Source organism: Streptomyces sp. SID3343, assembly GCF_009865215.1.
Taxonomy (GTDB): domain Bacteria; phylum Actinomycetota; class Actinomycetes; order Streptomycetales; family Streptomycetaceae; genus Embleya.
In genome coordinates this window covers 1-11,615 of sequence record NZ_WWJX01000783.1, presented here as the reverse complement: position 1 = coordinate 11,615, position 11,615 = coordinate 1, and the positions used below count along the sequence as shown (strand labels likewise).

At 70.5% G+C, this 11,615-nt stretch carries 8 protein-coding genes and 1 pseudogene; 3 read left to right on the top strand and 6 right to left on the bottom strand.

The window, feature by feature from the left end; translation table 11 throughout:
- Nucleotides 1-190 precede the first annotated feature (190 nt).
- The 3 genes from GT354_RS24505 to GT354_RS54435 are packed head-to-tail and all read left to right on the top strand — an operon-like array spanning nucleotide 191 to nucleotide 3,970.
- Nucleotides 191-1,687 carry an SDR family oxidoreductase gene (locus GT354_RS24505; RefSeq protein ID WP_161357802.1) on the top strand — a complete coding sequence of 499 codons (1,497 nt, stop codon included), beginning with the start codon at nucleotides 191-193 and terminating at the stop codon, nucleotides 1,685-1,687.
- Between the two features lie 30 nt (nucleotides 1,688-1,717).
- Nucleotides 1,718-2,104 carry a globin gene (locus GT354_RS24500; protein WP_161357810.1) on the top strand — a complete coding sequence of 129 codons (387 nt, stop codon included), beginning with the start codon at nucleotides 1,718-1,720 and terminating at the stop codon, nucleotides 2,102-2,104.
- Nucleotides 2,105-2,146: 42 nt separating this feature from the next.
- Complete coding sequence (locus GT354_RS54435) at nucleotides 2,147-3,970, top strand: glycoside hydrolase family 13 protein (RefSeq protein WP_237535407.1); 1,824 nt, start codon at nucleotides 2,147-2,149, stop codon at nucleotides 3,968-3,970.
- Nucleotides 3,971-4,054: 84 nt separating this feature from the next.
- Here the strand turns inward: GT354_RS54435 and GT354_RS24485 are convergent, their stop codons facing one another.
- From GT354_RS24485 to GT354_RS24460, 6 genes and pseudogenes are all read right to left on the bottom strand, one after another.
- The gene (locus tag GT354_RS24485; RefSeq protein WP_161358537.1) at nucleotides 4,055-4,702 is read right to left on the bottom strand and encodes a hypothetical protein; all 648 of its coding nucleotides are present in this window, start codon (nucleotides 4,700-4,702) and stop codon (nucleotides 4,055-4,057) included.
- Nucleotides 4,699-5,172, bottom strand: a complete 474-nt coding sequence (locus GT354_RS24480; RefSeq protein WP_161358536.1) for a thioesterase family protein — start codon at nucleotides 5,170-5,172, stop codon at nucleotides 4,699-4,701. Before GT354_RS24480 ends, GT354_RS24485 begins: the two co-directional genes overlap by 4 nt.
- 224 nt (nucleotides 5,173-5,396) lie before the next feature.
- Nucleotides 5,397-7,061 (bottom strand): energy-dependent translational throttle protein EttA, encoded by a 1,665-nt coding sequence (ettA, locus tag GT354_RS24475; RefSeq protein ID WP_161358535.1) that lies wholly within the window; start codon nucleotides 7,059-7,061, stop codon nucleotides 5,397-5,399.
- Nucleotides 7,062-8,106: 1,045 nt separating this feature from the next.
- On the bottom strand, nucleotides 8,107-9,522 hold the full coding sequence (locus GT354_RS24470) for a thioester domain-containing protein (RefSeq protein WP_161358534.1): 1,416 nt from the start codon (nucleotides 9,520-9,522) through the stop codon (nucleotides 8,107-8,109).
- Nucleotides 9,523-10,104: 582 nt separating this feature from the next.
- Nucleotides 10,105-10,575, bottom strand: coding sequence for a single-stranded DNA-binding protein (gene ssb, locus GT354_RS55900; RefSeq protein WP_161358533.1), 471 nt, complete (start codon nucleotides 10,573-10,575; stop codon nucleotides 10,105-10,107).
- A 422-nt stretch (nucleotides 10,576-10,997) separates the two neighbouring features.
- Nucleotides 10,998-11,615 (bottom strand): annotated as a pseudogene (locus GT354_RS24460) (hypothetical protein); the annotation flags it as partial.

Below are 11,615 nucleotides of genomic sequence, written 5' to 3'. Positions count from 1 at the left end.
CCCGGTGCTGGGGGGCCGGGCAGCGTGAGGCCGGGGGCCGACGTCTCGAAGCCGGGGCGCCGGGTGCGTTGAGGCCGGGGTGCCGGGTGCGTTGGGGCCGCGACCTCGACGGCCGCGCCCGTCATCCGTTGGGCCCAAGGCCCGGCGCGCCCACGGCGATACGCGGCGCGCGGCGCCGACACTGGATCGGGTGGATTCCCCCCTGTGTCTCGTCACCGGCTCGACCGGTTACCTCGGTGGTCGGCTCGTCCCGGAACTGCTCGCCGCCGGCTACCGCGTGCGCTGCATGGCCCGCACCCCGGACAAGTTGCGCGACCACCCGTGGGCGGACCGGGTGGAGATCGCCCGCGCCGACGCGCTCGACCCCGACGCGGTGCGCGCGGCGCTCGACGGCGTCACCGTGGCCTACTACCTGATCCACGCGCTCGGTACCGGAGCCGATTTCGGCGACACCGACCGCAGGACCGCGCAGACCTTCGCCGCCGCCGCCGAGGACGCGGGTATCGCCCGGATCGTCTACCTCGGCGGCCTCGGTCCGGCCGACGGCTCGACCGCCCGCGACTCGTCGCCACACCTGCGCTCGCGGGCCGAGGTCGGCGAGATCCTGCTCTCGTCCGCGGTGCCGACCGCCGTGCTGCGCGCGGCGGTGATCATCGGCTCGGGCTCCGCCTCGTTCGAGATGCTGCGGTACCTGACCGAGCGCCTGCCGGTCATGGTCACGCCGCGCTGGGTCACGTCGCGCATCCAGCCGATCGCGGTCCGGGACGTACTGCGCTACCTCGTGGGTTGCGTCGAACTGCCGGCCGACGTCGACCGCGCGTTCGACATCGGCGGGCCCGACGTACTCACGTACGAGTCGATGATGCAGCGCTACGCGGCCGTGTCCGGCCTGCGCCGCCGCCGAGTACTCCCCGTGCCGATGCTGTCGCCGTGGCTGTCGAGCCACTGGGTCGGCCTGATCACCCCCGTACCGGGCAACCTGGCCCGCCCGCTCGTGGAGTCGCTGCGCAGCGAGGTGGTGTGCCACGAGCACGACATCGCGCGCTACGTCCCCGACCCACCCGGGGGGCTGACCGGCTTCGACCGCGCCCTCGAACTCGCGCTCACCCGCATCCGCGACGCGGACGTGGCCACCCGCTGGTCCTCGGCCGGCACCGCGGGCGCGCCCAGCGATCCGCTGCCCACCGACCCCGACTGGTCCGGCGGCTCGCTCTACGAGGACGTCCGCGAGGCCCGGGTACGGGCGACACCCGAGGCGATGTGGTCGGTGATCGAGGGCGTCGGCGGCGACAACGGCTGGTACTCGTGGCCGCTGGCGTGGTCGATCCGCGGCCGGCTCGACCGGCTCGTGGGCGGGGTGGGACTGCGCCGGGGGCGGCGCGATCCGCATCGGCTCCGGGTGGGCGACTCGCTCGACTTCTGGCGGGTCGAGGAGATCGTCCCGGGCGAGTTGTTGCGCCTGCGCGCGGAGATGCGGCTACCGGGACTGGCGTGGCTGGAGCTCACCGTGCGCCGGGACGGCGACACGACCCGCTTCCGCCAGCGCGCGCTGTTCCACCCGCGCGGCCTGTTCGGGCACGCGTACTGGTGGAGCGTCCTCCCCTTCCACGGCGTCGTGTTCGGCGGCATGCAACGCAACATGACCAAGGCCGCCGAGCACGTCGAGCGAGGCGATCCGGCGCGTTGAGCCATCTGGGAGGATGGACGGGTGACCGAGATGCGAGAGCCGGAGCCGAGTCTCTACGAGGCCGTGGGCGGCGAGGAGACGTTCGTCAAGCTCGTGCACCGCTTCTACCAGGGTGTGCGCGAGGATCCGCTGCTGCGCCCGATGTACCCGGAGGAGGACTTCGACGGCGCCGAGGAGCGCCTGCGGATGTTCCTGATCCAGTACTGGGGCGGGCCGCGAACGTACAGCGAACAACGCGGTCACCCGCGACTGCGTATGCGGCACGCGCCGTTCGCGGTCACCGAGCAGGCGCGCGACGCGTGGCTGCGCAACATGCGCGTGGCCGTCGACGATCTCGCGCTCGCGCCCGAACACGAGCGCACCCTGTGGGACTACCTGTCCTACGCGGCCCAGTCGTTGGTGAATCGCGAGGACTGACGGGGAAGAGCCTCAGCACGGGCGATCCCACGGAGGTGGCCGATGGCACGAGGTTGGTGGCGCGACGCGGTCTTCTACCAGATCTATGTACGCAGCTTCGCCGACGGCAACGGCGACGGGGTCGGCGATCTGCCCGGTGTCCTGGAACGCCTGCCCTACGTCCGGGACCTGGGCGTCGACGCGATCCGGCTGAACCCGTTCTACCGCTCGCCGATGGCGGACGCGGGTTACGACGTGGCCGACCCGCGCGACGTGCACCCGATGTTCGGCACACTCGCGGACGCGGATCGAGTCTTCGCGCGCGCCCACGAACTCGGCCTCAAAGTCGTGGTGGACCTCGTGCCCAACCACAGCTCGCACGAGCACGCGTGGTTCACCGCGGCGCTGGCCGCGGCGCCGGGATCGGCCGAGCGCTCGCGGTATCTGTTCCGAGACGGGCGCGGGCCCGGCGGTCGCGAGCCCCCGAACAACTGGCTCGCCCAGTTCGGTGGCCCCGCGTGGACCCGGGTCGTCGAGCCCGACGGCTCTCCGGGGCAGTGGTATCTCCACCTGTACACGCCTCAGCAGCCGGACCTGAACTGGCGCAACCTGGAAGTCCGCTGCGAGTACCTCTCGATTCTGCGGTTCTGGCTGGACCGCGGCGTGGACGGCTTCCGGGTCGACGTGGCGCACGGGCTGGTCAAGGCCGTCGGCCTACCCGACGTGCCGGCCGGCGTCCCGCAGGGGCGCGAGGGCCGGTTGCGGCACCGGCTGCCGTATTGGGACCAGCCGGAGGTGCACGACATCTACCGCACGTGGCGCCGTTTGCTCGATTCGTACTCGGGGTCTGGGGTCGGGGTCGGAGTTGGGGTTGGGATTGGGCGCGGGTCGGGCCTCGGGCCTGGGTCTGGGTCTGGGTCTGGGTGTGGGTCTGTGGCCGGGTCGGGCGCCGCGACGGGTGCCGGGTCGGCGTCGGGGTCAGGCGTGGGGCCGGGATCCGGGCCGGTGTCGGGGCGCGGGTCGGGGCCCGATGTGGGGTCGGCGCGGGACGCGCGGATCGGTGTCGCCGAGGCGTGGGTCCCGCAGGCGAGCCGGCTCGCCGCGTACGTCCGGCCCGACGAACTGCATCAGGCGTTCAACTTCCCCTACCTGCTCGCGGGCTGGGACGCGGCCCGGCTGCGTGAGGTGATCGACGAGACGCTCGCGGCGTGTGGCACGGTGGGCGCGCCCGCTACGTGGGTGCTGTCCAACCACGACGTGGTTCGCCCGGTGACCCGGTTCGGCGGGGGTCACGACGGGCTCGCCCGGGCCCGCGCGGCGCTGTTGCTCGAACTCGCCTTGCCCGGCTCGGCCCACGTGTACCAGGGCGAGGAGTTGGGTCTGCCCGAGGTGGAGGACCTACCCGCCAAGTTGCGCGAGGACCCGGTCTTCCTCCGCTCCGGCGGCGCGCGCCCGGGGCGGGACGGGTGTCGGGTGCCGATCCCGTGGGCGGGCGCGGCTCCTCCGTTCGCGTTCTCGACGCACGAGTCGACGTGGTTGCCGCAGCCCGCCGCCTGGACCGACCTGACCGTCGAGGCGCAACTGCGCGAGTCGACCTCGACGCTCGCGCTGTATCGCGAAGCGTTGCGGATCCGCCGCGAGCACCCGGCGCTCGGGCCGGCCCCGCAGACGCATCACCTGAACTGGCACGAGGACGGCGCTCCGCCCGGGGTGCTGGCCTTCGAGCGGGATCCGGGCTTCGTGTGCGCGGTGAACGTGACGAGCCGTCCGGTGCGGCTGATGGCGTACGGCGCGCTGATCCTGTCCTCGGGCCCGGTCGACCTCGTCAACGGTGATCGGGTCGCCCTACCGCCGGACACCGCGGCGTGGTGGTCGAGCGGCGGCTGAGCACCCGGCCGGCGCGGGTGCCGGGGTCGCCGGGGTCGACCGGTGGCGGCGAGACCGGCGGCGGGCGGTGGACCCGGTGGCGCGTCAGCGGGTGAACAGCAGTCCCGGTGCGCCCTTGCGCCGCACCGACACCGAGCCGTAGGGAGCTTCGAGGCGCAGCCAGCCGCCCGCGCGCAGGACGGCGACACGGGCCTGGGCGTCCGGCGGTCCCAGGAAGCCGAAGGACTGCGCGGCGTGCGCCGCCCGCAACGGGAGTTGGTCGGCCACGGGGCGGGTCCAGATGGTGGTGGCGATCCGGTCGAACTCGGCCCGGGGCATGCCGGGACGGGTCTGCTCGCGGAACTCGACCACGCCGGAGCCGACTTCGCGGGCGAGGTCGAGCACGGCGAACTCGGCGATCAGCTCCCACCCGGTACGCGGCGGCAGCATGCCGGCCCAGCCGGGTCCGGTGACCGAGGCCGGTACGGTCACGCTCGCGTCGTCGGTGATGGCTTCCAGGAGTTGCCCGGCGGACACGGTCGCGTCGAGTTCGGCCGGTTCGGCCAGTTCGGTCGCGCGCAGGGTGATCACACCCTCGGCCGCCTCGCCGAACGGCGGATGGCCGAACGTACCGAGCACCGACCCCTCGGCCCGCACCCGTACGACGGCGCGGCGGTCGTAGCGCAGCAGCCGCGACAGATAACCGCCCAGGTCCGCCGCGGCGGCCGGGTCGGCGAGCCGGAGCACGGTCACGACGGGACCGCGGGGCCGACGGTGTCCTGCCGCGCGCCTCGGGGGGCGGCCCTCGGCTTGTCGTCGGGTTCGAGGAAGCGTTCCAGGTAGGCGCGCTCCTCGCCGGTCAGGCGCCGGGGACGCTGCTCGGAAAGCGAATAGGGCACCAGGACCGACATCGCCGTGGCGTAGACCTCGTCGTCGTCCTTGATCTCGTAGCCCAGCGTGAAGCGGGCCGCGCCGATCCTGGTCACCCACGTCTCGATGCGCACCGGCTCCGCGCGCCACACCAGCGGGCGCTTGTAGTCGATCTCGTGCCGGGAGATGACCACGCCTTCCGCGAGGGTCTTGGCCCCCTCGCCTTGCGCGAGGGTGAACATCATGTCCACGCGCGCCTCCTCCAGATACCGGAGGTACTGCACATTGTTGATGTGCCGGTAGGCGTCCATGTCGGACCACCGAAGCGTCGCCTGGTAGATGTGCCTGGCCACGTGCCGAGCCTCTCCCTCGTTCGTTCGTGCGGTCGAACTGTGCGCGAATCGTCAGGGACCACTCGCGTACCGACCACTCACGTCTCGACTCTCACGTCTCGACTGCTCACATATCGACTGCCCATGCGCCGACGGCGTGCGCGGCGATCGCAGGTCACGTCACGGTGGCCCGCCGTATGCGGGCATACGACAGGCCACCGTGACGCCTTACCGACGACTGTGCGTCAGTTGCGCTTGAGCTTCTTGTACGTCGCGCGGTGCGGGCGCGCCGCGTCGGCGCCCAGGCGCTCGACCTTGTTCTTCTCGTACGACTCGAAGTTGCCCTCGAACCAGAACCACTTCGACTCACCCTCGTAGGCGAGGATGTGCGTGGTGACCCGGTCCAGGAACCAGCGGTCGTGCGAGACGACCACGGCGCAGCCCGGGAACTCCAGGAGCGCGTTCTCCAGGCTGGACAGGGTCTCGACGTCGAGGTCGTTGGTCGGTTCGTCGAGCAGCAGCAGGTTGCCGCCCTGCTTGAGCGTCAGCGCCAGGTTGAGGCGGTTGCGCTCGCCGCCGGAGAGCACCCCGGTGGGCTTCTGCTGGTCCGGGCCCTTGAAGCCGAAGGCACTGACGTAGGCGCGCGAGGGCACCTCGACGTTGCCGACCTTGATGTAGTCGAGGCCGTCGGAGACGACCTCCCACAGGTTCTTCTTCGGGTCCAGGCCGCCACGCGACTGGTCGACGTAGGAGACCTTGACCGTCTCGCCGACCTTGATCGTGCCGTCGTCGGGCGTCTCTGCGTCGATCAGCATCTTGAACAGCGTGGTCTTGCCCGCGCCGTTCGGTCCGATGATGCCGACGATGCCGTTGCGCGGCAGGGTGAACGACAGGTCGTCGATGAGGAGCTTCTCGTCGAAGCCCTTCGAGAGGTGCTCCACCTCCACGACGACGTTGCCCAGACGCGGACCCGGCGGAATCTGGATCTCCTCGAAGTCCAGCTTCCGCATCTTGTCCGCCTCGGCGGCCATCTCCTCGTAGCGGGCCAGGCGCGCCTTGCTCTTGACCTGGCGGCCCTTCGCGTTGGAGCGGACCCACTCGAGTTCGTCCTTGAGGCGCTTCTGCCGCTTGGCGTCCTTTTGGCCCTCGACCTTGAGGCGGGTCGCCTTGGTGTCGAGGTAGGTCGAGTAGTTGCCCTCGTAGGGGTGCAGGCGACCGCGGTCGACCTCACAGATCCACTGGGCGACGTTGTTCAGGAAGTACCGGTCGTGGGTGACCGCGACGACGGTACCGGCGTACTTCTCCAAGTGCTGTTCCAGCCACTGGACGCTCTCCGCGTCGAGGTGGTTGGTCGGCTCGTCCAGGAGCAGCAGGTCGGGCGCCTCGAGGAGCAGCTTGCACAGCGCCACGCGGCGCTTCTCGCCACCGGAGAGGTTCACGATCGGCCAGTCGCCGGGCGGGCAGCCCAGCGCGTCCATGGCCTGTTCGAGCTGCGAGTCGAGTTCCCAGGCGTTCGAGTGGTCGAGCTGGTCCTGCAGCTCGCCCATCTCCGCCATGAGCGCGTCGGTGTAGTTGGTCGCCATCTCCTCGGCGATCGCGTTGAACCGGTCGAGCTTGGCCTTGATCTCCTTGACGCCGTCTTCGACGTTCTCCAGGACGGTCTTGGTCTCGTCCAGCGGAGGTTCTTGGAGCAGGATGCCGACGGTGTATCCGGGAGACAGGAACGCGTCACCGTTGGACGGCTGCTCCAGCCCGGCCATGATCTTGAGAACGGTCGACTTTCCCGCGCCGTTCGGGCCGACGACGCCGATCTTGGCTCCCGGCAGGAAGCTGAGCGTAACGTCGTCGAGGATCACCTTGTCGCCGTGCGCTTTACGCGCCTTGCGCATGGTGTAGATGTACTCAGCCATGCGTCCAAGCCTATGGTCTGGCGGGCCCTGCGATGCGCACGGGTGGCCCGGAGTATCCGAACCACGGTTGCGCGGTGCCCGAACGGGGAAGAACCCCCGACCCACACGACTGGCGACGCAGCCACTAGAGGTGCGGTTTTGCGGCCCGAGACGGGGTTTCCACCAGATCGGGACGCGGTTTCCACCGGCCCGAGACGCGGTTTCCACCGGATCGGGACGGGGGTTCCACCGGATCGAGACGGGGGGCCACCGGATCGGGCGGGGTTCTCGACCACACCTCGGGGTGCACGGCCCGCGGCGTCCGGTGGGGCTTTGACGCGGGCGGGGATGCGGACGGCCACTCGGTCCGGGCCGTGTCCGCGCCGTGTCCGGGCCATCCGCCAGGCGTGGCCTCGCGTCGGGCGGGCTTCCCTCCGCGCCGTGTCCGGGCCAAGTCCGGGCCATCCGCCAGGCGTGGCCTCGGGTCGGGTGGGGCTTCCCTCCGCGCCGTGTCCGCGCCGTGTCCGGGCCAAGTCCGGGCCATCCGCCAGGCGTGGCCTCGCGTCGGGTGGGGCTTCCCTCCGGGCCGGCACGAGCGCCTGCCGCCCGGCGCGGGCTTGCAGCCGGGCCAGGCCGGGCGTCGACCGTGTGAAGCGGGCCCGGCGCTGTATCGGGGCGAACCGCCCGGCGAACCAACCGACGAACCGAAGCGGCCCTTCGGCGCCCGTCCGCCGAGGCCGTCGGCCACGCGCGCCAGGTTGCCCGACGCTCGGGAACGGCCGTGTTCACCACGTCAGCGTCGGCAGAGCCGGCCAACGCGGGGGAACGGAGCCCGTGGGGCCGAGCCGTCCGCCGTGCCGCACGAAGGCGAGCCCCTAGCCACGGTGCGCAGCCACCCAGCGCACCCGCCCTTGGCCCACGTCGTACCCACTCCCCGGGCCGCCGGTCCGGGCCGCGCCGCCTGCCCACTCGGTTGCCCCGGTGACGGGATCGGGCCCCGGTGCGCTCTGTGCACGCCGGGGCCCGATCTATTTCCGCAGGTCAGTGCGGTGCTGTGTCGCCTTTATCAGGCAGTGGCACCGTTCGAACCGTTGCGGCGACGGAGGGTGTAGAACACCAGACCGCCACCGGCCAGGACGAGCGCACCGGCGCCGCCCAGGATCATCGGGGTGTTGCTGCCGTCACTGCCGGTCGCGGCCAGGTCCGGGCCCTTGGGGTTGACGGGGGCCGGGGCCGCCGCGCTCGGGCTGGTGCTGGGGGTCGCGACGGGGGAAGTGCTCGGCTTCGGCGTCGAGCCACCGGTCGTGCCGCCGGCGGTCTCGCAGTCGAGGGTGCCGGTGAACTCCTTGACGGTCTTACCGTCCGGGCCCACGACGGAGATCTTGTACGCCTGGTCTTCCTTGACCTTGACGACCTGATCGAACGACTTGCCTGCCTCGACGGTGGTTTCCTTGCCGTCGAGCTTGAACTTGTACGCCTCGTCGCCGTTGTTCTTGACCGTCACCTTGACGCCGCCCGCGGCGCAGTCCTTGGTGGCGTTGAACTCGGGCAGGGGGCCCTTGCCCGGGGCACCCCACTTCGCGGTCGCCTCGTCGGAGACCGACAGCTTCTGCTTGTCCGCGACGATCAGGAGTTGGCTGGTGCTGCCGTCGGTGTTGACGCCCTGGAAGACGCGCCCGGCCTGGACGGTCGACTCGCCGGAGACCGAGAAGGACGCGCCACCCTCGCTCTTGGCGTCGGCGGGAGCCTTTACGTAGAGCTTGTCCCCGTTGCCGACCTTGTCGACCTTCTTGCCGTCCGCGTCCACGAGTTCGGCCGAGCCACCGGTGCCACTCGCCGTCAACTTCGCGTTGATGGACTTGCCGTCGGCGTTCGTCTTGATCTCGAACGGACCGATGCCCGGCTTGTCGCCGATCTTGCCCGATTTTTCCTTCGGGGTCACCGAGAGGGAAACCGCGGGCTCTGTAACGTCGCCCTTGTTGGCGTCACCGATGAGGTACTTGTACAGACCGATGACATCCGGGTCGTTGACGTCCTTCCCGGTGGTGGCCAGGTCGAGGTTCTCGCCGTCGGTGAAGTGCCAGATCGCCGCCTGCGTGGCTGCGGCCGCATCGTTTGCATCCAGGCCCGGTGCGCCGTGCGCCTTGAGCTGGGCGACGTCGACCGTCGGGTACGAGTTGAGCAAGACCCACTTGACCTTGCCCTTGTCGGCCTTCGAGCCGAAGGAAGTCTCCTTCCAGCCCGACTCGTCGTACTTGGCCTTGTCCCGGACCTCGGTGTGGTAGTCGATGCAGTAGGTGAGGAGGGTCTTTCCGTCGACCTTGAGCTTGAGAACCTTGGCGGACGTCAGGTCCTGCTTACCCTCCAGCTTGATCTTTCCACCGGCGTCGCTGCCTTCGAAAACGCCCTTGGCGCCGTCCGCCTGGGCGGCACCGGCGAAACCGATCACGCCGGCCGCCGCGAGGCCCGTGGCCGCAGCCATGGCCGACAGGCGGGTAGCCGTCCGTCCCGGTGTACGGAACATGTAGTGGTCCCCTCGAAAAAAGTAAGCCAACCCGTGTCGCACGTCGTTCCCCCGAGCGCGGAACGGGTAAATAACCGTTGAATGGTAAGAGCAGGCGCCCTACCCGTCGCGACCCGGGTTCCCGATTTGTTTCACGTTCTTTACCTCTGGAGAACATCCACGCCGAAGACAGGAAAAGGGATATCGCGAAGTCGACAAGTCTTCGACGGATATAGGCCGCTATGACGCCGGTCAAGCCGCATATCGCCTGATCTGGGCTTCTCGTCCGCTATTCATGTATCAATGTACACAACCGGATGAACCGGTCCTTCGTTATCAATGCCGTTTCTCGGGCGTCGGCCGCCCCCATCATCCGAACCTTTTCGGACCATTGCCCGCCGTCAACGAACAAGATGGAACGCTTGGGCTGATTTGCGGGACATCATGCCCGGCGCAGTCGTCACAATTCTGTTTCAGATCTACAGTCGAAAGCCTTCGGAATTTCGCCGGCTTTCGCCAATGAATGGCTTTACCGAACATCCGGCCATCCTTCGCCTCAATTCATGCGGCCTCCGCTTCCTCATCGGACTCGGCAACGAGCCCGATGGCCAGCGCCTCCTGCTCTCCTGCCTGCACCGTCGCCGCCGACCCTTCGACAACGCTCAACCGCGCGGGTCGGCCGACCCGCCGGAACTCCGCGACCCCGCGCGCGAGGTCGTGCCCCACCGACACCGCGTCGATCTCGGTGACGGTCCACCAGCGCCCCTCCCGCTCCCACTCACGCACCCGAAGACGCCCCGTGACCACGAGCGGATCACCCTTGTCGATCGAACTCGTCACGTTCTCCGCGAGCCCCCGCCAACACTGCACGGTGTAAAAGGACGCGTCCCCCGACACCCACTGCCCGCTGTCGCGATCGAAGCGACGCGGCGACACCGCCATCCGAAACCTCGCCAACGTCACACCCGACTGCGTCATCTGAACGCGAACATCACTCGCCGCGTTCCCGACCACCGTCACGTACGTATCCACCCCGACACTCCTCACCCTCGACCACCCGCAGCCGGCCGCCCGATGCCATCCGCCCCCGACGATCCACCCGCCAGCACGTCCACCCCAGCCGGTCCACCCTTCCTGTGGACAACCAGCCCCCTGTGCATAACCCCCAGTCACCCACCCGAGCGACGCTCGCACCACGTCGACCAGGCAGAGGAGCCACCCCGGCATCCCAGCGGCCGAGTCGAGCCCCGCAAACCACGCACGCGACACGGCTCGCCTCTCCCCAGCGCACGCGCCGGACCGCGCTCCACCGCAGACGCCCCACCGCGCCTGGCCGCACGCACCGCACCCCCCACCTCGCCGCACGTACCAGACCCCACCTCGCGGCCCGCGCCCCACCGCGCCTCGAGGCCCGCGCCCCACCGCACGCCCCACCGCGCCTCGAAACGCATCCCTCATGCCCCCGCTGCCGGGCCTCCCGGCGTCGGATCCCGGGCCGCCACGAACCAGGTGTGCGCCTCGCGATAGTGGTCCAACTCCGCCTCCGCCGGGGCCACCAGCAGCCGGTCGGCCGCGTCCCGGACACGTGCGCGCAGTGCTTCCGCCGTCGCCTTCTCCCGCCGAGCCGCCGCCGCCGAGGCCGACCTGCGCGCGAACCATGCCGCCCCGAGCACGATCACCACCCCCGCGAACCCCGCCCATCCCGGCCCCGGCAACCCCCACCAACGCACCACCGGCGCCCCCGTGACCATCGCCACCCCGCCGAGCAGGCCGGCCGCCACCGCCAACAACCCGACCCATTGCGCCGCCGCCGCCACCCGAGCCCCCGTCCCCCGCCGCACCGAAACCGGCGCGGCCTCCACCAGCACCGCGTCCAACTCCTCCGGCAGCCGCCGCAACCCCTGCGCCAACGCCCGATGCACCCCCACGTCCCACACCGCAGGCAGCCCGTGCGTCAACGCCGCGCCCGCCCGCCGGATCGCCTGTTCGGCCCGATGGATCTGTACCGGCGCCGGCCGCACCAACGGCCGCCGCACCCGCCGCCACAGCGGCCCGAGCGGCGTCCCCACCGC